Below are 17,919 nucleotides of genomic sequence, written 5' to 3'. Positions count from 1 at the left end.
GAGATCCGCGATTCGTCCAGCAAGAACGCACCGAAACCGGACGGACGCTTTCCTGGAGTCGTGAGTCAGAGGCTGGCAAACAGATGCAAGAGGCGCTCCAGGGACAGTTGGACGCCTTCACTGCGAAGTTCGGGCGCGAGCCGGGTCCCGAGGACCCCGTCTTTTTTGATCCGAATTGTGACGAGCCAATTCCAATGCGGCCGGAATCCGAAGCGCAGAACTGGGCGGAACTGTATCGAGTGGCTGAGGAGGCAGGCCTTGATCCGGCGTATATCCGCGCTTGGGAAGAACTCGGTTACATCGTGACAGAGATGAACCAGCATCTGTTCTCGGCGCAGGAGGTCGAAGCCTACTTTGAAGCTGTGCGCCGATTCGACACGCAGCCGGGCGAGGATGGCGATTTGATCGACGAGGATCTGACCGGTCATGTACTCGACGATGTTGGACAAGGTCTCGAATTAGTTGTAGCGCAAACACTGCTTGCCGAAGGTGCCGATGCACCGGCATTACGTTTCCTCGACAATTTGATGGAGTCGCTTGGCGACGACGGCGACACCGAGGAGCTTGAGGACGTTGTCACCGCCGTCCACGCCTGCCTGTTTGGATGGCTTGTGGGCGCACGGGATGCTGGAATAGCCAGCGATTCTGCGGTCGCTTGGGTTAAAGCCAACCTCAGCGAAGGTGCGGCAGCGGCAACCGAGCGGGTCTCAGGTTTGATCGGATACACGCTTGCTCCGGACTTGACGGTGAGCGAAGTCCTTGACGAACTGGGTCCCCTCGCAACTGCGGCGATGATCTGGCTCGCTGCGGGGATTGCCGCGTCGGCCGCCGCCGGGGATGCGAATTGGTTGAGGCAGTTCGATTCTTGGTGATCTGCCGAGGCCTAACGCGGTCGTACACGTACCGTTAGCGACGACGATCGCCATAGTTCAAGTCATCGCCCCAAGCGATCGAAGCGGAAGTAGGATTCGATGTCTGACGACGCAATTCGCGAAGCCGTCATCGCCGAGCTACACAAGTGCCGGTCTGACAGGTGAAAGTTCAATGCTCACAGAGTAGTTCACGCGCTGGCGGCGACGCGCATCAAAGTGACGGTGGCCGTGGTCAACCAATTGAAGCGCGAGCTCGAGATCGAGTTGCAGCTCAAGCCCGCGGTGGTAGTAGCCGAGCCCAGGCCTAGGCGGTTGACGGTGGTGCCGGAGGCGGAGCCACCCGAACCTCCGCTGGTGTCGCTTGAAGCGTTCGACGCGCTGTTCGCCGTGGTGCTTCAAGGTGGCTTTGGCGGCCGAGTGTGCTGGTCGAGGAAGGAACACGGCTGGCAGCCCAGCGGCATCTACGCCGGATGGCAGAACGAGGTCGTAACCGACGAGAGGTACGGGCCGGCCGCGGGCCATCTACAGATCGCGTCAAAGCTGGCCCAGAAAACCTTAGAGCGCGATTGGTGGAGCCAGCGGTGGGCAGCAACTCGGCGATCATGCATTTCATCGTGGACGGCATCGACGGCGAGCCTGAGTTGTACTGCCTCCAGAAGCCATCGCTCCATGTCGTCGACTCGTTCGGCGGAGGCGGACGCAAAAAGCACTACGGCGGCCCCAGCGGGTGCGCTTCTGTCAAGCGCTACATCGACGAGGACGGCGACTATCGGAAGGGGCCTCGCGCCATCTACCTCTACGGCGAGCCGTTGCCCGCCGAGGAAGTCATCGAACGCGAGTGGTGTGCGCGTTGCGGAGGCTACTGGTTCAACGCTGGTGGGGTGAGTGAGGACTATAGCGATGAGTTCATGCGCAAAGAGACCCGATGGAGGATCCGGGGTCTAACGGAAGATCTCGCCGCGAGATACAACGAGTGATACGGCGTAAGGGGCCTCTTGAATCCGTTGGCTAATCGGCAGGCCTGATCGTCTGCGACCTCGGTGGTCACCGTGGTGAGTTCTTCGCGGCGGTGCTCGCCAGCAGGCGTTAGTTGTGGGGGTCCGAGTCGGAGTAGGACGAAATCAAGCAAACATAAAAAATCCGCTCCGATAAGTTCGGAGAGGATTTTTGCACATTGCTGGCTAACTTTTTGTGTCCGAGGGGGGACTTGAACCCCCACGCCCATTAGTAGGGCACTAGCACCTCAAGCTAGCGCGTCTGCCATTCCGCCACTCGGACAAAATCCCAACCACCTGGGGTTAGCAGCTAAGGCTATCGGATTGGTCCGCGCCGACCCAACCCACCCAGACGAAGACGCCGAGCCCGCCGCTCGTGGCAGTGGTAGGAAAGGTGACTGTGACTTCAAAGACAGGAGCGACCGAGGCCGCAACCAACCCGAGTGATGACGTGGTCGAGGTTGTCAGCAGGTTGATCCGGTTCGATACCACCAACACCGGCGACCCCGAGACGACGCGGGGTGAGGCCGAGTGCGCGCAGTGGGTTGCCGCCCAGCTCGCAGAGGTTGGCTACCAGCCTGAATATGTGGAATCCGGGGCACCCGGTCGAGGCAATGTGTTTGCCCGCCTTGCAGGCGCGGATAGCTCGCGCGGCGCCCTGCTCATCCATGGGCATCTCGACGTGGTGCCCGCAGAAGCAGCCGAATGGAGTGTGCACCCATTTTCCGGCGCGATCGAAGGCGGTCATGTCTGGGGCCGCGGCGCGGTCGACATGAAAGACATGGTGGGCATGATGATCGTGGTGGCCCGGCAGCTAAAGCAGGCCGGCATTGTGCCGCCGCGAGACCTCGTCTTCGCATTCGTTGCCGACGAAGAGCACGGTGGCAGTTACGGGTCGCAATGGTTGGTCGACAACCGGCCTGATCTGTTTGCTGGCGTCACCGAGGCTATCGGCGAAGTCGGCGGCTTTTCGCTGACTGTGCCGCGCCGCGACGGTGGTGAGCGCCGGCTCTACCTGATCGAGACGGCCGAGAAGGGCATCCAGTGGATGCGGCTGACCGCACGGGGCAGGGCGGGGCACGGCTCGATGGTGCACGATCAGAACGCGGTCACCGCGGTCGCCGAAGCGGTCGCGCGGCTGGGCCGTCACCAGTTTCCGCTCGTGCCGACCGACACCGTCGTCCAGTTTCTCGCCGCGATCAGCGAGGAGACCGGCCTCGAGTTCGGCACCGAGTCGCCCGACTTGGAAGGGGCGATCGAAAAGCTTGGCCCGATGGCGCGCATGCTGAAAGCCGTGCTGCATGACACCGCAAACCCGACGATGCTCAAGGCCGGATATAAGGCCAACGTGGTGCCGGCGACCGCGGAAGCGGTGGTGGACTGTCGCGTACTGCCCGGGCGGCAGACGGCGTTCGAGGCCGAGATCGATGAATTGATCGGCCCCGATGTGACCCGGGAATGGATCAAGGACTTGCCGCCGTACGAGACTGCCTTCGACGGCGATCTGGTCGATGCCATGAACGCCGCCGTGCTGGCAGTTGACCCTGACGGCCGAACGGTGCCCTACATGCTTTCCGGCGGCACTGATGCGAAAGCTTTCGCGCGCTTGGGTATTCGCTGCTTTGGCTTCAGCCCGCTGCGGTTGCCGCCGGAATTGGATTTCGCCGCGCTGTTCCACGGTGTCGACGAGCGGGTGCCCATCGATGCGCTCAAGTTCGGCGTCGATGTGCTGGCGCACTTCCTGACACACTGCTGATTACTCGAGAGGACTAAGCATGACAACACCGCCCGACCCGTACGCCGCGCTGCCCAAGCTGCCGTCGTTTCACCTGACGTCGGACTCGATCACCGACGGCCAGCCGTTGGCTACGCCGCAAATCAGCGGAATCATGGGCGCGGGGGGAGCAGACGTCAGCCCGCAGCTGAGCTGGTCGGGATTCCCGACCGAGACCCGTAGCTTTGCGGTCACCGTCTACGACCCCGACGCACCGACCCTGTCCGGGTTCTGGCACTGGGCGGTGGCCAACCTGCCTGCAGACGTCACCGAGTTGCCAGCAGGTGTGGGCGATGGCGGTGAACTTCCGGGCGGCGCGTTGACGTTGGTCAATGATGCGGGCATGCGCCGTTACGTCGGCGCAGCCCCGCCGCCTGGCCATGGTGTGCATCGTTACTACGTCGCGGTGCACGCTGTGCGGGTCGAGAAGCTTGATCTCAGCGAGGACGCCAGTCCGGCCTTCCTGGGATTCAATCTGTTTCAGCACGCAATCGCTCGCGCCGTCATCCACGGCACCTACGAACAGCACTAGCTAGTATCGGCGGCCTATGGCATAATCGAATGTATGTTCGATCAGCGGGTGGTGGCCCGGTTTGATGAGTTGTTCGAGCGGCGTTATCCCTCTGCCACGTCGGAGTCTGCGGTGTTGGTGGATCGGATTTGTTCATGGTCGCGGGCGGAGAATCGGGCGGCGGCGCAGTTGGTGGCGATTGGTGATTTGTTTGGTTAACGGTTGTCGCGTTGTTCGGAGACCGAGGAGTGGGCGATTGACACTGTGGAGGCGGGGGCTGTCGACGCTCAAGCCGGCGATGGCCACTCATCGCGGCTTGAGCGCCGACAGCGGCCAGACCCTAGCGGCATAACCTATCCCGCCGGTCTCTCCGGTTTGGGGGCCGCCGACCCGACCGCGTCGCGCAGCGAGGCGAATCCGCCGTCATGAAGCCGGCGAGCGATGCCGTCGTGAATGTGCTTGGGCCACAAGCCTCCGCCGTAGATGAATCCGGTATAGCCCTGCAATAGCGAGGCGCCCGCTGTGATGCGATCCCATGCGTCGTCGGCGGTTTCGATGCCCCCCACGCTGATGAGCACCAAGCGATCGCCGACCCGCCCGTAGAGCCGGCGCAACACCTCGACAGCGCGGCGCGCCACCGGTGGCCCCGAGATGCCGCCCGCCCCAAGCTCATCGACCCCCGGTGTCGCCAAGCCGTCGCGAGACACCGTGGTGTTGGTTGCCACGATGCCGGCCAGACCCACTTCGACGGCCAGGTCCGCGATGTCGTCGATGTCGGAATCGGAGACATCGGGTGCAATCTTGACCAGCACTGGTGCTGAGGCCTCGGCCAGTACGGCCGACAGGATGGGGCGCAGCGACTCGACTGCCTGCAGATCACGGAGCCCCGGCGTATTCGGCGAGCTGACATTGACCACCAGATACGAGGCCAGCGGGCCGACCAGCCGGGCGCTGGCCCGGTAGTCATCGACGGCCTGGGCGGCCGGCGTTGTTTTGGTTTTGCCGATGTTCACCCCGATGGGCACCTCGGGGCGGTGGCGGGCGAGCTGGATCGCCAGCGCTCCGGCGCCGTGATTGTTGAACCCCATCCGGTTCAGCAGCGCCCGGTCGGCAGGCAGCCGGAACATGCGCGGGGCCGGGTTGCCGGGCTGCGGGTGCGCGGTGACGGTCCCGACTTCGGCGTAACCGAAACCCAACGCACCCCAGCTGAGCAGCCCCATGCCGTCCTTGTCGAAGCCCGCGGCTAGCCCTAGCGGTCCGGGGAAGCGCACCCCAAAAACCGTGCTGGCCAGCATCGGATCAGTCGGTCCCAGCAGTCGGCGCAGCAACCGGCGCAGCACAGCGACGGCGGTGACGCCGCGCAACACGGCAAAAACCAGTGTGTGTATGCGCTCGGGTGGGATCAGGAACAGCAGCCGGCGTACGACCCGGTACATCACAGTTCCGGCTGGTCGGATCGCCGGTTGGCGCCTGTACCCTCTAGGCGAGATTTCTTGCGGCGCAACAACACCCGCCTACTGCCATCGGTATAGAGCCGCACCCGGGTCAACTCCCAACCGCGATATTCAGCCTCGATGGACAGCCGGGTCGACGCGCTGAGCCTGGTCACGTCCGGCGGCAGGCGCAACGGCACCCACTCGTACTCGTCGGACATCTCGGTGTCCCAACCCGCGGGCAGCCGGTTACGCGGTAGCGCCGGTCGGCTGCTCAACGGGTCCCTGCCGCGTGCTCGATGACCTGGACACCGGCACCCGACCCCGACACCACATACAAGGTGTCCGACGCTTCATCAAAAGCCAGCGAATTGGGTTGCTGCACGGTTGGGTAACGCACCTTTTCGACGGGAATTCCGGTGGTCAGATCGTAACCAATAACGATGTTAGACGCGGTTTGGGATACCCAGGCCAAGGTGCGGGACCCGGCCAGCCCGTACGGGGCATGCCGCACCGGATAGGCCTGGCGCAAGATCAGCGGGTCGACGCCGTACACCAACAGCTGGTCACCGCGGGTGTCGGCGACGAGGACCCGGCCCAGCGGATCAGCGGCCAGCGTGGTTGCGCCTTCGCCGGCTCGCAGCGCTTGCTCGACACGACCGTCGGCGCCGATCGTCGTGACCGACGTCTGTCCCCGATCCAGCACTACCGTGGTATTTCCTTGTGTTACAAGGGAATCGACACGCGCAAAGATCTTGTTTCGGTTGCTGGCGGTGGCGGTGCCGGCTCCAGATGCCGTCGCAGCAAGGGTGTAGACAGCGCCGTCGGCGCTGCCCAACACCAACTTGGTGTCCGCTCGGCGTGCGATCGCGGTGAATTCGGTGTGTCCAGCGTCGGCGACCTTCACCTGGGCGGTATGGCCGCCTGCGAGATCGACCACGAAGTAACCACCGTGCGCGGCAACATAGGCGGTGCCGCCGTCGTCGCTGGTCAACGCGGTGGCGGGCCCCGGCAGAACGATCACGCGTGGCCGAGCGTGCGCGTCATCGAACACCGCAACGCTGGCGGGTGCCGCGGGATCGGCGCCTGGGCACAGGACCACCAACCGGCGACTGCCGCTGTCGAATATCGCAGCCTGCGGGTGGCCGCCCAGTGGTCGCACCGCACCCGCTGGATTCTGTGACACCGGCGGCGACCCGGCCGGCTGCGCGGGTTCGATGGTGGGTGGGGAACTATCAAGCGGATTCGACGAACATCCGGTCATGAGTGCCAGCAACAGCAACACGCCAGCTAAACGGCGTTGAAATGCTCGTTTACCCGGTGACAGCAACGGTTAACCCTGGAATGTGGTACATCAAACTCAAATTCTAAGGAACGATGTCGCATCCAATCCCGCCATGTTGCACACATGTACCGGTCCTGGAGAGGTATCTTGGCGACATGACCGTCACCGCTGACCGGCATGCGGCAGACAACGAGTTTGCTGTCGAGGAGATCTCGACGGGAATTTTCGCCAGCGGGTACGGACAAGTCGGTGATGGACGCAGTTTTTCTTTCCACATCGAGCATCGGTCGTTAGTTGTTGAAATTTACCGGCCACGACTGGCCGGGCCTGTTCCGCAGGCTGACGAAGTAGTCGCGAGGGCGGTCCGCGGGCTGGTCGACATCGACCTCACCGACGAACGCAGCCTGGCTGCGGCGGTGCGGGATTCGGTCGCACGCGCGCAGCCGGTGTCGCGCTAGGTTGGATGGATGGTGACCCCCAGCGCCCGGCTTTGCCGCGCCGGCGATCACCACTAGTCGCATCCGGTACGGCCGCCCCCACCAGGTACGGTCGTCGTCGTGACTGCGGTTTCGGCGATGTCCTGGTGGCAAGTCATCGTTTTAGCTGTGGTGCAAGGTCTCACGGAGTTCCTGCCGGTGTCCTCCTCGGGCCACCTGGCGATCATGTCGCGGATCTTTTTCACCGGCGATGCCGGCGCCTCGTTCACCGCGGTCAGCCAACTGGGCACCGAGGCCGCGGTGCTGGTGTACTTCGCCCGCGATATCGTGCGCATTCTCAAAGCCTGGTGCAGCGGCCTGACCGTCACGTCGCACCGCACCGCGGACTATTGGTTGGGCTGGTACGTCATTATCGGGACCATCCCGATCTGCGTCCTGGGCCTGGTGTTCAAAGACGAGATCCGCTCGGGAGTTCGCACTCTGTGGGTGGTGGCGACCGCGTTGGTGGCGTTTTCGGGGGTGATTGCCCTCGCGGAGTATGTAGGGCGTCAGAACCGTCATATCGAGCAGCTGAACTGGCGTGATGCCCTGGTGGTGGGAGTTGCCCAAACGTTGGCGCTGATTCCCGGTGTCTCGCGGTCCGGTTCGACCATCAGCGCTGGGCTGTTTCTTGGACTGGATCGTGAATTGGCCGCCCGATTCGGCTTCCTGCTGGCCATACCCGCTGTGTTCGCGTCCGGGTTGTTCTCGATACCGGACGCCTTCCACCCCGTCACCGAGGGGATGAGTGCCACCGGCCCGCAGCTGCTGGTGGCCACCGTGATCGCGTTCGTCGTCGGATTGGCCGCGGTGTCCTGGTTGCTGCGGTTTCTGGCGCAGCACAACATGTACTGGTTCGTCGGCTACCGGATAGCCGCCGGCGTGGGTGTGCTTGTCCTGCTGGCGACCAGGACGGCAGCCGCGACATGACGGTCATCGTGTTGCGGCACGGGCGGTCCACCTCGAATACCGCGGGTGTCTTGGCTGGTCGTTCTGACGGTGTCGACCTCGACGACAGAGGCCACGAGCAAGCCGTCGGCCTGATCGACCGGATTGGCGAGTTGCCGATCCAGGCGGTGGTGTGCTCACCACTGCTGCGGTGCCGGCGCACCGTCGAACCGCTCGCCGAAGCGCTGTGCCTGGAGCCGCTCATCGATGACCGGCTGTCCGAAGTGGATTACGGGGAATGGACGGGCCGCAACATCGGTGACTTGGCGAAGGAGCCGTTATGGCAGGTGGTGCAGGCGCATCCTAGCGCCGCGGTGTTTCCCGGCGGCGAGGGTTTGGCGCAGGTGCAGGCGCGCGCGGTGGCCGCTATCCGGGAACACGACCGGCGGCTGGCCTTACAACATGGCGGTGACACGCTGTGGATCGCCTGTACTCACGGCGACGTCATTAAGGCGGTGATCGCCGACGCGTTCGGCATGCATCTGGACAGTTTCCAACGCGTCACCGCCGACCCGGGATCAGTGAGTGTGATCCGCTACACCCAGCTGCGACCGTTCGTGCTGCACGTCAACCACACCGGTGCGCGGTTGTCGTCGGCGTTGCGGGCCGCGACCAAGCCTTCAGGTGATGCGGTGGTTGGTGGCTCTGCTGATTAATTCTTTCCGATCCGGTTCGGTTCGCGCCCGCGTTCGGATCGCACCTTGGGCCCAACTGCCGGTATTTTGGAGGTGCCATGGCCCGCGCAATTCACGTCTTCCGCACCCCCGACCGCTTCGTGGCCGGGACCGTTGGCCAGCCCGGGAATCGCACTTTCTACATCCAAGCGGTGCACGACTCTCGGGTGGTTTCAGTGGTTTTGGAAAAGCAGCAGGTTGCGGTGCTGGCGGAACGCATTGGTGCGTTGCTGCTCGAGGTGCATCGCAGGTTCGGCACCCCGGTGCCCCCAGAGCCCGTCGAGATCGATGACCTTAACCCGCTGATCATGCCGGTGGACGCCGAGTTCCGGGTCGGCACCATGGGCCTAGGTTGGGATTCGGAAGCCCAGACCGTGGTGGTGGAGTTGCTGGCCGTCACCGACGCCGAGTTCGACGCCTCCGTGGTGCTCGACGACACCGAGGAAGGTCCCGACGCGGTGCGGGTGTTCCTAACGCCGGAGTCGGCGCGACAGTTCGCCACCCGCTCCAACCGTGTCATCTCGGCGGGACGCCCGCCGTGCCCGCTGTGCGACGAACCGCTGGACCCTGAGGGACATATCTGCGCACGCACCAATGGCTACAAGCGCAGCGCGCTGCTCGGCCCTAACGATGATGACGCCAAAGGGTGATGAGCGTGAGGTGTTGGCCGACGGCGAGCTGACGGTCCTTGGACGCATCCGTTCGGCCAGCAACGCCACCTTTTTGTGCGAATCGACGCTGGACCAGCGCAGCGTGCACTGCGTTTACAAACCGGTCTCCGGCGAGCAGCCGTTGTGGGATTTTCCTGACGGGACTTTGGCTGGCCGCGAACTCGGGGCATATCTAGTTTCGGCGTGCTTGGGTTGGAGCATTGTGCCCTACACGGTAATTCGTGACGGCCCGGCGGGTCCTGGCATGCTGCAGCGATGGGTGCAGCAGCCCGGTGACGCTGCCGACTCCGATCCCAGGCCCGGGCCCGACTTGGTTGACCTGTTTCCCGCCGACAAGCTGCAGCCGGGTTACCTGCCGGTGTTGCGGGCCTACGACTATGCCGGCGACGAGGTCATCCTGATGCACGCCGACGACACCCAGTTGCGGCGAATGGCGGTATTCGACGTGCTGATCAACAACGCCGATCGCAAGGGCGGCCACATCCTTTACGGCCTCGACGGCCACGTTTACGGGGTCGACCATGGTCTGTGTCTGCATGTCGAGGACAAACTGCGCACAGTGTTATGGGGTTGGGCCGGTAAGCCGATCGACGACGAAACCTTAGCGGGGGTCGCCGGGCTGGCCAACGGCCTTAGCGGCCCGTTGGCCGATGCGCTCGCGGGGCAGATCACCTGGACAGAAATCACCGCCCTGCGCAGGCGCGCGCACGCGCTGCTAGACAACCCGGTGATGCCTGGACCGAACCGGCATCGTGCCATTCCGTGGCCGGCATTTTAGAAACCAGCTGCGCCGTCGGCGATACTGAAGCGGTGAACCCGGCTGCCCATGACAAAAGGGATGACCAGTCAGAGCTAACGGATGCGGCTCTGGCTGCCGATCTCGCCGCGGCAGCGGGGGAGTTGCTCCTAGAAATTCGTGAGGAGATCGGTTTCGGCCAACCCTGGGCGCTTGGCGACGCTGGTGACCGGCGGGCAAATTCGCTACTGCTGAGCCGGCTGCGGGCCGAGCGGCCGGGCGACGCGGTACTCAGCGAGGAAGCGCATGACGATCGTGCTCGGTTGCAGGCTGGCCGGGTGTGGATCATCGACCCACTGGATGGCACCCGCGAATTCTCCACGGCAGGGCGCGACGACTGGGCGGTACATATCGCGCTGTGGCAACGTCCCACCGGCGGCTCCGCAGACGGCCGGCGCGAGATCACCGACGCGGCGGTGGCGCTGCCGGCCCGCGGGAACAGGGTGTACCGCAGCGACACCGTGACGGCCAACGCTGCGACCGGCGGTGTTCCTAGCACTTTCCGGATTGCCGTCAGCGCCACCCGGCCGCCCGCAATCCTGCACCGGATACGGCAGACGTTGGCCATCGAACCGGTGGCTATCGGGTCGGCGGGGGCAAAAGCGATGGCGGTTGTCGACGGCGATGTGGACGCCTACCTGCATGCCGGAGGCCAATGGGAATGGGATTCCGCGGCGCCGGCCGGGGTGGTGTTGGCGGCCGGCATGCACGCGTCGCGCCTGGACGGCTCGCCGCTGCGCTACAACCAGCTCGATCCGTACCTGCCCGACTTTGTGATGTGTCGCGCCGAGATCGCGCCGATCCTGCTCGGCGCCATCCGTCAGGCGTGGCGCTAACCGGCCATTAAAGTCGACGACATGCAGTCGTGGTCTTCCGCACAGGTTCCGGTGTTGCCGGGACGCGGCCCCGAGCTAAGGCTGTACGACACCTCTGACCGGCAGGTGCGCCCGGTGGCCGCCGGTGCTGCGCCCACCGGCAAGGCGACCATGTACGTCTGCGGGATCACCCCGTATGACGCCACTCATCTGGGCCACGCAGCGACCTATCTGGCGTTCGACCTGATTCACCGACTATGGCTCGACCTTGGTCACGACGTGCACTACGTGCAGAACGTCACCGACGTCGACGATCCGTTGTTTGAACGCGCCGATCGTGACGGCGTCGAGTGGCGCGATCTCGCCGAGCGCGAGGTCGCCCTGTTCCGCGATGACATGGCGGCGCTGCGGATACTGCCGCCGCGTGACTACGTGGCGGCGACCGAAGCGATCGCTGAGATCGTCGAACTCGTGGAAAAGATGCTGGCCTCGGGGGCCGCGTACGTCATCGAGGACAAGTACCCGGACATTTACTTCCGAGCTGATGCAACACTGCAGTTCGGCTACGAGTCGGGCTATGACCGAGACACCATGCTGCGGCTGTACGAGCAGCGCGGCGGCGACCCGCGCCGGCCTGGAAAAAGCGACGAGCTCGACGCATTGCTGTGGCGGGTCGCGCGACCCGGCGAGCCCAGTTGGCCGTCGCCGTTCGGTCCAGGCCGGCCGGGCTGGCACGTCGAATGCGCGGCAATTGCGCTCAGCCGTATCGGCATTGGACTGGACATTCAGGGCGGGGGCAGCGACCTGATCTTTCCGCATCACGAGTTCACCGCGGCGCATGCTGAATGTGTCAGGGGCGAGCGGCGATTCGCCCGGCACTACGTGCACGCCGGGATGATCGGCTGGGACGGACACAAGATGTCTAAGAGCCGCGGCAACCTGGTGCTGGTGTCGACGTTGCGCGCTCAAGGCGCCCCGCCCTCGGCTATCCGGCTGGGTCTGCTGGCCGGGCATTATCGGGCCGACCGGTTTTGGAGCCCGCAGCTGCTCGATGAGGCTATCGCCCGGCTGCATCGTTGGCGCACCGCTGCCTCGATGCCCGCCGGTCCAGACGTCGCCGATGTTATTGCCCGGGTGCGCAGGTATTTAGCCGACGACCTTGATACCCCCAAAGCGATTGCCGCAGTGGATGGTTGGGTTACCGATGCGCTGGAGTACGGTGGCCACGACGCGGCGGCGCCAAATATGCTGGCAACCGCGATCGATGCGCTGCTAGGGGTGGACCTGTAATCGCGGCAAAGGTGCCAAGGTACGGTTTCGGGCATGACATCGTTGCATAGCAAGGTCGTCTTTATTACCGGTGGTGCCAGGGGAATCGGCGCTGCGGTAGCCCGTCGGCTAAGCAACAAGGGCGCCAAACTTGTGTTGATCGATCTGGACAAAGCCGAGCTGGCGGTCGTCGCCGCCGAACTCGGCGGCGACGACCGGGTGCTGACCGCGGTCGCCGATGTGCGCGATCTGCCCGCCATGCAGGTGGCAGCCAAGCAAGCCGTCGAACGCTTCGGCGGCATCGATGTCGTCGTCGCCAATGCGGGCATCGCCAGCTATGGGTCCGTGCTGCAGGTCGACCCGGAGGCGTTCAAGCGGGTGTTGGACGTCAACCTGCTCGGTGCCTTTCACACGGTGCGTGCCACGCTGCCCTCGTTGATCGACCGCCGAGGTTATGTGTTGATCGTCTCGTCGCTGGCCGCTTTCGCAGCGCCACCGGGGATGGCGTCCTACAACGCGTCGAAGGCAGGAAACGAGCACCTCGCCAACGCGGTGCGCATGGAGGTCGCACAGCTCGGTGTCGACGTCGGCACGGCCCACATGTCCTGGATCGATACCGCGCTGGTTCGCGACACCAAGGCCGACCTGCCCGCCTTCGGTGACTTGCTCGCGGCGCTGCCGTGGCCGTTGAACAAGACCACCACGGTGGATCGATGCGCGTCCGCGTTTGTTAAGGGCATCGAGGGCCGCAAGGATCGCGTGTATTGTCCGGGCTGGGTGGGCTTGTTTTCCTGGATCAAACCGGTGTTGTTCACTCGGATCGGACAACTGCCCGTCCGCAAGATCTCTGCTGGGCTGCTGCCCCGCATGGATGCCGAGGTCGTCACGCTTGGTCGCTTCACTAGCGCATACAACGAGGACTTCGTGAAGCCCTAAGGTTGGGGCTCAAGCGGTTGTCAGGACAGGTCGCGGAAGGCGAGCGCAAACCCGATAACCGCGATGATTGCGGCCGCGGCATAACCGATCAGCGACCACCAGCCGCTGTGCCAGTACGCGGTAACCGCGACGACGACGATGGCCGAGAGGACCATGGCCATTCCATACAGTGGTGGCTTGCTGGCGTAGCGGTTGCGGATAATCCGTCGGATAATCCGATTCACCCCCTTCGAGAATCAGCCCTAGGATTTCATCGGCGGGTTGGCGACCGCCGGAAAAGGCCCGGTATAGCCCATTCTCTCACGGGCGATGGCCATCACGCGCTTGCGTATCGAGTACCAGCCTGCGATCAAGGCCGGAATGACAACGACCAACGCTGCCACCGTCCAGGTGCCGATCGGTTTGTCGAATGCCATCACAACCAGTACCGAGAGCAAGAAGAGCAAAGTGAGGTAGCCACTGTACGGGGCCAGCGGCATGCGGAATCGGGGTCGGCGCATGATCCCGGCTTTGGCCATCTTGTGCAGTCGAAGCTGGCACAGCACGATGGTGGCCCAACCCGCCATGGTACCCAGCGCAGACATGTTCAGCACGATTTCGAAGGCTTGACCGGGGTTGAAGGCGTTCAGCGCGACGCCGAACAGGCAGATGACGGCGGTTAAAAGGATTCCGCCATAGGGCACACCGTTTTTCGACATCTTCGCGGTGAACTTCGGGCCGCTACCACTCATGGCCAGCGAGTGCATGACGCGGCCGGTGGAATACAGTCCGGCGTTGAGGCTGGATAGTGCGGCGGTGAGTACCACAATGTTCATCAGGTCGCCGGCGCCTTCGAAGCCGATCTTGGAGAAGAACGTGACGAACGGGCTTTCGCCGGCCTTGAACGCGGTGTAGGGCAGCAGCAGCGCCAGCAGGATCACTGACCCGACATAGAAGATCGCGATGCGGGCGATCACGGAGTTGATCGCCCGCGGCATGATTTTTTCCGGCTCGGCGGTTTCGCCGGCGGCGGTGCCGACCAGTTCGACGGCGGCGTAGGCGAACACCACGCCGGAGGTGACCACCAGCAGCGGCACGACACCGGTCGGGAACAATCCGCCGTGGCTAGTCCAGAGGCTAAACCCGGTGGTGTGGCCGTCGACCGGGTAGCGCCCGCCGAGAAAGATGGTTCCTACGACCAGGAATGCCACCAGCGCGCACACCTTGATTAGCGCGGCCCAAAACTCGAGCTCGCCGAACCATTCGACGGAGATCAGGTTCATGGCCAGCACCACCGCCAGGGCGATCAGCGCCAGAGTCCATTGCGGTAACACCGTGAAGATTGTCCAGCGATGCAGGTAGGTGGCGATGGCGGTGGTGTCCACGATCGCTGTCATCGCCCAGTGCAGGAAGTACAACCAGCCCACGGTGTAGGCGGCCTTCTCACCGAAGAATTCCCGTGCGTAGGACACGAAGGAGCCCGATGAGGGACGGTGCAGCACCAGCTCGCCTAGTGCCCGCAGTATCAGGAAAACAAACAGCCCGCAGACGACATACACCAGGAACAAGCCCGGTCCGGCCTTGGCCAGCCGGCCGCCGGCGCCCAGGAACAACCCGGTTCCGATCGCCCCGCCGATGCCGATCATCTGCAGTTGTCGGGGCTTGAGGCCCTTGTGGTAGCCGGCCTCCTCGCTGAGGGCGTCAGCCCTTGACGCGCCGGATTTTGGTTCGGGGCTCTCAGCCAGCGTGGCCATACATGGGGTCCTATCGTCGTTCTACCGGCGTTCGGTGGGTTCTTCCCATGACCGTGAAGGTATGGTTCGCGCGAAATTTGGTCTTGCGATTGTACTGATTCCGTTAGTTGGGGCAACTCGACCGCAAGGGGTCTAGTACCTGCGTTGAGCTACGGGCTCTGGCTGTGGGATCGTCCTGGTGGTTGCACCGGCGGGTTGGCGATTGCCGGAAATGGCCCGGTATAGCCCATCCTCTCACGGGCGACGGCCATCACGCGCTGACGCACCAAGTACCAGCCTGCGATCAAGGCCGGGACGATAACGACCAGTGACGCCACGGTCCAGGTGCCGATCGGTTTGTCGAACGCCATCAGGACCAAGATGGCGGCCAAGAAAGCCAAGGTGAGGTAGCCGGTGTAGGGGGCCAGCGGCATGCGGAATCGGGGTCGGCGCATGATCCCGGCTTTGGCCATCTTGTGCAGTCGAAGCTGGCACAGCACGATGGTGGCCCACGACGCGATGATGCCCAACACTGCGATATTGAGCACGATTTCGAAGGCTTGACCGGGGTTGAAGGCGTTGAGTGCGACGCCGAACAGGCAGATGACGGCGGTTAAAAGAATTCCGCCATAGGGCACACCGCTTTTGGACATCTTCGCGGTGAACTTCGGGCCGCTACCGTTGATGGCTATCGAGTGCATGACGCGGCCGGTTGAGTACAGTCCGGCGTTGAGGCTGGATAGTGCGGCGGTGAGTACCACGATGTTCATCAGGTCGCCGGCGCCGTGGAAACCGATCTTGGAGAAAAAGGTAACGAACGGGCTTTCGTGGGCTGTGTAGGCGGTGTAGGGCAGCAGCAGTGCCAGCAGGATCACCGACCCGACGTAGAAGATCGCGATGCGGGCGATTACGGAGTTGATCGCTCGGGGCATGATTTTTTCCGGTTCGGCGGTCTCGCCGGCGGCGGTGCCCACCAGTTCGACGGCACCGTAGGCGAACGCCACCCCGGAGCTCAGCACTAGTAGCGGGGCGACGCCGGTGGGGAACAGTCCGCTGTGGCTGGTCCACAGGCTCAAGCCGGTGCTGTGGCCGTCGACCGGGTAGCGCCCGGCGAGGAAGATGGTTCCTACGATCAGGAATGCCAGCAGCGCGCAAACCTTGACGAGTGCGGCCCAAAACTCGAGTTCGCCGAACCATTCCACGGAGATCAGGTTCATCGCTAACACCACTGCCAGGGCGATCAGCGCAAGAGTCCACTGTGGCAACACCGTGAAGATCGTCCAGCGATGCAGGTAGGTGGCGATGGCGGTGGTATCCACGATCGAGGTCATCGCCCAGTTCAGGAAGTACATCCAGCCCACAGCGTAGGCGGCCTTCTCGCCGAAGAACTCTCGTGCGTAGGACACAAAGGAGCCCGATGAGGGACGGTGCAACACCAGCTCGCCCAGTGCTCGCAGGATCAAGAAGACGAATAGTCCGCAGATGGCATACACCAGGAACAGTCCAGGGCCGGCGTTGGCTAGCCGCCCGCCGGCGCCCAGGAACAGCCCGGTCCCGATGGCGCCGCCGATCCCGATCATCTGCAGTTGTCGAGGCCTGAGTCCCTTGTGATAGCCGGCCTCCTCGCCGAGAACATCAGCTGTCGACACGCCGGGGTTTGGGTTGGGGGTATCCGGCAGCGCCGTCATGCGAGGGGTCCTATCGTCGTCGTTCGCCCCGCCCGCTGGGTTTGTCTCGAGTCGTCAAGACAGGGTTGGCTAGGGATCTTTTCCTAATCGATGGATGACGGCAAATTGTACGGACACCATTGCCTCGGCCAGTGCCTACCGCCCGAACCCGGGCCGCCGCCGGCGCAGATAGCGTTCGAACTCGGCGGCCAACGCGTCGCCGTCGATCTTGCCCAACGCATCATTCACATCGACCTCGGCGTCGCCGCGCTGCTCCAGGGACTGCACGTATTCGGCCAGGTCGTCGTCCTCGGTGGCCATCTCGGTGATCGCCTGCTCCCACTCCTCGGCTTGCGCTGGCAGGTCAGCCAACGGGACCTCGACGTCGAGCACGTCTTCGACGCGGCGCAGCAGCGCGACCGTCGCTTTCGGATTGGGTGGGTGCGACACGTAGTGGGGCACCGCCGCCCAGAACGTCACCGCCGGGATCCCGGCCGCCACGCAGGCGTCTTGGAACACCCCGGCGATCCCCGTCGGGCCCTCGTAACGGGTTTCCTCCAGACCGAAGCGCCGCGCTGACTCCGGCGAGTAGGCCGCACCCGAGACCGGCACCGGCCGGGTATGCGGGGTGTCGGCCAGCAGCGCCCCGAGGATCACGACAGTGTCGACGTTGAGCTTGTCGGCAATGGCCAGCAACTCAGCGCAGAAGCTGCGCCAGCGCATGTTCGGTTCCACCCCGTGCATCAACACCACATCGCGGTCACTGCCCGGCGGGCGACAGTGTGAGATCCGCATCGCCGGCCACACCAACTCCCGGGTGACTCCATCGACCTGGCGGATGACCGGGCGATTCACCTGGTAGTCGTAGTAGGCCTCGTCGTCGATCTCCACGATCGGATCGGCTTCCCAGATGGCGTCCAGGTGCTCTAGTGCTCCGCTGGCCGCATCGCCGGCATCGTTCCAGCCCTCAAACGCCGCCACGACGACGGTGTTGTGCAGTTCGGGCAGCGCGCTGCGATCCGGCCCACCATCTCGCGAAGTCACGCCAATCAGCGTACGGCTTCGAGTCCGGCGACGATGCGGAG

At 64.0% G+C, this 17,919-nt stretch carries 20 protein-coding genes and 1 tRNA gene; 13 read left to right on the top strand and 8 right to left on the bottom strand.

Translation table 11 applies throughout. The features are described 5' to 3' along the window. Window positions 1-83 precede the first annotated feature (83 nt). Together B586_RS11845 and B586_RS11840 are read left to right on the top strand one after the other, a co-directional pair. A complete protein-coding gene (locus tag B586_RS11845) occupies window positions 84-872 on the top strand; it encodes a hypothetical protein (protein WP_156406764.1) in 789 nt (262 codons plus the stop codon). Window positions 873-1,453: 581 nt separating this feature from the next. After that, window positions 1,454-1,849 (top strand): hypothetical protein, encoded by a 396-nt coding sequence (locus B586_RS11840; protein WP_054879855.1) that lies wholly within the window; start codon window positions 1,454-1,456, stop codon window positions 1,847-1,849. Window positions 1,850-2,064: 215 nt separating this feature from the next. Here B586_RS11840 and B586_RS11835 read toward each other — a convergent pair. Further along, window positions 2,065-2,150: transfer RNA gene (locus tag B586_RS11835), tRNA-Leu, on the bottom strand. Between the two features lie 117 nt (window positions 2,151-2,267). Here B586_RS11835 and B586_RS11830 point away from each other — a divergent pair. The 3 genes from B586_RS11830 to B586_RS20930 are packed head-to-tail and all read left to right on the top strand — an operon-like array spanning window position 2,268 to window position 4,371. Further along, on the top strand, window positions 2,268-3,623 hold the full coding sequence (locus B586_RS11830; protein WP_054880937.1) for a M20/M25/M40 family metallo-hydrolase: 1,356 nt from the start codon (window positions 2,268-2,270) through the stop codon (window positions 3,621-3,623). 19 nt (window positions 3,624-3,642) lie between these two features. Continuing rightward, complete coding sequence (locus B586_RS11825) at window positions 3,643-4,173, top strand: YbhB/YbcL family Raf kinase inhibitor-like protein (RefSeq protein WP_054879856.1); 531 nt, start codon at window positions 3,643-3,645, stop codon at window positions 4,171-4,173. A 33-nt stretch (window positions 4,174-4,206) separates the two neighbouring features. After that, window positions 4,207-4,371, top strand: a complete 165-nt coding sequence (locus B586_RS20930; protein WP_156406763.1) for a hypothetical protein — start codon at window positions 4,207-4,209, stop codon at window positions 4,369-4,371. A gap of 134 nt (window positions 4,372-4,505) precedes the next feature. Here B586_RS20930 and B586_RS11820 read toward each other — a convergent pair whose 3' ends face one another. The 3 genes from B586_RS11820 to B586_RS11810 are packed head-to-tail and all read right to left on the bottom strand — an operon-like array spanning window position 4,506 to window position 6,849. Further along, the gene (locus B586_RS11820) at window positions 4,506-5,588 is read right to left on the bottom strand and encodes a quinone-dependent dihydroorotate dehydrogenase (RefSeq protein WP_054879857.1); all 1,083 of its coding nucleotides are present in this window, start codon (window positions 5,586-5,588) and stop codon (window positions 4,506-4,508) included. After that, window positions 5,588-5,863: a DUF5703 family protein gene (locus B586_RS11815; protein ID WP_414738743.1), complete on the bottom strand. Its 276-nt coding sequence runs from the start codon at window positions 5,861-5,863 to the stop codon at window positions 5,588-5,590. The genes B586_RS11820 and B586_RS11815 overlap by 1 nt, the downstream gene beginning before the upstream one ends. Then, window positions 5,860-6,849: a YncE family protein gene (locus B586_RS11810; protein ID WP_418001136.1), complete on the bottom strand. Its 990-nt coding sequence runs from the start codon at window positions 6,847-6,849 to the stop codon at window positions 5,860-5,862. The genes B586_RS11815 and B586_RS11810 overlap by 4 nt, the downstream gene beginning before the upstream one ends. 176 nt (window positions 6,850-7,025) lie before the next feature. On the opposite strand from B586_RS11810, the gene B586_RS11805 reads away from it, so the two are divergent. The 8 genes from B586_RS11805 to B586_RS11770 all read left to right on the top strand — a co-directional run bounded on the left by B586_RS11805 (window position 7,026) and on the right by B586_RS11770 (window position 13,455). Beyond that, window positions 7,026-7,328: a phospholipase D-like domain-containing protein gene (locus B586_RS11805; protein ID WP_047316458.1), complete on the top strand. Its 303-nt coding sequence runs from the start codon at window positions 7,026-7,028 to the stop codon at window positions 7,326-7,328. A gap of 117 nt (window positions 7,329-7,445) precedes the next feature. Further along, window positions 7,446-8,276 carry an undecaprenyl-diphosphate phosphatase gene (locus B586_RS11800; protein ID WP_047316472.1) on the top strand — a complete coding sequence of 277 codons (831 nt, stop codon included), beginning with the start codon at window positions 7,446-7,448 and terminating at the stop codon, window positions 8,274-8,276. Next, complete coding sequence (locus B586_RS11795; RefSeq protein ID WP_047316457.1) at window positions 8,273-8,950, top strand: histidine phosphatase family protein; 678 nt, start codon at window positions 8,273-8,275, stop codon at window positions 8,948-8,950. Before B586_RS11800 ends, B586_RS11795 begins: the two co-directional genes overlap by 4 nt. 77 nt (window positions 8,951-9,027) lie before the next feature. Further along, on the top strand, window positions 9,028-9,618 hold the full coding sequence (locus B586_RS11790; RefSeq protein WP_047316456.1) for a DUF3090 domain-containing protein: 591 nt from the start codon (window positions 9,028-9,030) through the stop codon (window positions 9,616-9,618). Then, window positions 9,602-10,417: an SCO1664 family protein gene (locus B586_RS11785; protein WP_276011731.1), complete on the top strand. Its 816-nt coding sequence runs from the start codon at window positions 9,602-9,604 to the stop codon at window positions 10,415-10,417. The genes B586_RS11790 and B586_RS11785 overlap by 17 nt, the downstream gene beginning before the upstream one ends. A gap of 32 nt (window positions 10,418-10,449) precedes the next feature. After that, complete coding sequence (locus B586_RS11780; protein WP_054880939.1) at window positions 10,450-11,271, top strand: 3'(2'),5'-bisphosphate nucleotidase CysQ; 822 nt, start codon at window positions 10,450-10,452, stop codon at window positions 11,269-11,271. Window positions 11,272-11,292: 21 nt separating this feature from the next. After that, on the top strand, window positions 11,293-12,540 hold the full coding sequence (gene mshC, locus B586_RS11775; RefSeq protein ID WP_054879859.1) for a cysteine--1-D-myo-inosityl 2-amino-2-deoxy-alpha-D-glucopyranoside ligase: 1,248 nt from the start codon (window positions 11,293-11,295) through the stop codon (window positions 12,538-12,540). Window positions 12,541-12,573: 33 nt separating this feature from the next. After that, complete coding sequence (locus B586_RS11770; protein ID WP_054879860.1) at window positions 12,574-13,455, top strand: SDR family oxidoreductase; 882 nt, start codon at window positions 12,574-12,576, stop codon at window positions 13,453-13,455. A 20-nt stretch (window positions 13,456-13,475) separates the two neighbouring features. Here B586_RS11770 and B586_RS11765 read toward each other — a convergent pair whose 3' ends face one another. From B586_RS11765 to B586_RS11750, 4 genes are all read right to left on the bottom strand, one after another. Continuing rightward, on the bottom strand, window positions 13,476-13,616 hold the full coding sequence (locus tag B586_RS11765; protein WP_276011733.1) for a hypothetical protein: 141 nt from the start codon (window positions 13,614-13,616) through the stop codon (window positions 13,476-13,478). Window positions 13,617-13,697: 81 nt separating this feature from the next. Next, window positions 13,698-15,188, bottom strand: a complete 1,491-nt coding sequence (locus tag B586_RS11760; protein WP_054879861.1) for an amino acid permease — start codon at window positions 15,186-15,188, stop codon at window positions 13,698-13,700. 149 nt (window positions 15,189-15,337) lie between these two features. Beyond that, window positions 15,338-16,855 carry an amino acid permease gene (locus tag B586_RS11755; RefSeq protein WP_054879862.1) on the bottom strand — a complete coding sequence of 506 codons (1,518 nt, stop codon included), beginning with the start codon at window positions 16,853-16,855 and terminating at the stop codon, window positions 15,338-15,340. Between the two features lie 135 nt (window positions 16,856-16,990). Beyond that, window positions 16,991-17,842 carry a PAC2 family protein gene (locus tag B586_RS11750; RefSeq protein WP_047316468.1) on the bottom strand — a complete coding sequence of 284 codons (852 nt, stop codon included), beginning with the start codon at window positions 17,840-17,842 and terminating at the stop codon, window positions 16,991-16,993. Between the last annotated feature and the right edge of the window lie 77 nt (window positions 17,843-17,919).

Origin of the sequence: Mycobacterium haemophilum DSM 44634, assembly GCF_000340435.2 — a bacterium.
Lineage (GTDB): Bacteria > Actinomycetota > Actinomycetes > Mycobacteriales > Mycobacteriaceae > Mycobacterium > Mycobacterium haemophilum.
This window is presented reverse-complemented; position numbering and strand designations above follow the sequence as displayed.

Coding starts and splice junctions, on each gene's coding strand:
- B586_RS11845 (WP_156406764.1), top strand. CDS start 84: ATGCAAGAGGCGCTCCAGGGACAGTTGGACGCCTTCACTGCGAAGTTC.
- B586_RS11805 (WP_047316458.1), top strand. CDS start 7,026: ATGACCGTCACCGCTGACCGGCATGCGGCAGACAACGAGTTTGCTGTC.
- B586_RS11820 (WP_054879857.1), bottom strand. CDS start 5,588: ATGTACCGGGTCGTACGCCGGCTGCTGTTCCTGATCCCACCCGAGCGC.
- B586_RS11765 (WP_276011733.1), bottom strand. CDS start 13,616: ATGGCCATGGTCCTCTCGGCCATCGTCGTCGTCGCGGTTACCGCGTAC.
- mshC (WP_054879859.1), top strand. CDS start 11,293: ATGCAGTCGTGGTCTTCCGCACAGGTTCCGGTGTTGCCGGGACGCGGC.
- B586_RS11825 (WP_054879856.1), top strand. CDS start 3,643: ATGACAACACCGCCCGACCCGTACGCCGCGCTGCCCAAGCTGCCGTCG.
- B586_RS11770 (WP_054879860.1), top strand. CDS start 12,574: ATGACATCGTTGCATAGCAAGGTCGTCTTTATTACCGGTGGTGCCAGG.
- B586_RS11785 (WP_276011731.1), top strand. CDS start 9,602: ATGACGCCAAAGGGTGATGAGCGTGAGGTGTTGGCCGACGGCGAGCTG.
- B586_RS11810 (WP_418001136.1), bottom strand. CDS start 6,849: ATGACCGGATGTTCGTCGAATCCGCTTGATAGTTCCCCACCCACCATC.
- B586_RS11800 (WP_047316472.1), top strand. CDS start 7,446: ATGTCCTGGTGGCAAGTCATCGTTTTAGCTGTGGTGCAAGGTCTCACG.
- B586_RS11755 (WP_054879862.1), bottom strand. CDS start 16,855: ATGACGGCGCTGCCGGATACCCCCAACCCAAACCCCGGCGTGTCGACA.
- B586_RS11795 (WP_047316457.1), top strand. CDS start 8,273: ATGACGGTCATCGTGTTGCGGCACGGGCGGTCCACCTCGAATACCGCG.
- B586_RS11760 (WP_054879861.1), bottom strand. CDS start 15,188: ATGGCCACGCTGGCTGAGAGCCCCGAACCAAAATCCGGCGCGTCAAGG.
- B586_RS11790 (WP_047316456.1), top strand. CDS start 9,028: ATGGCCCGCGCAATTCACGTCTTCCGCACCCCCGACCGCTTCGTGGCC.
- B586_RS20930 (WP_156406763.1), top strand. CDS start 4,207: ATGTTCGATCAGCGGGTGGTGGCCCGGTTTGATGAGTTGTTCGAGCGG.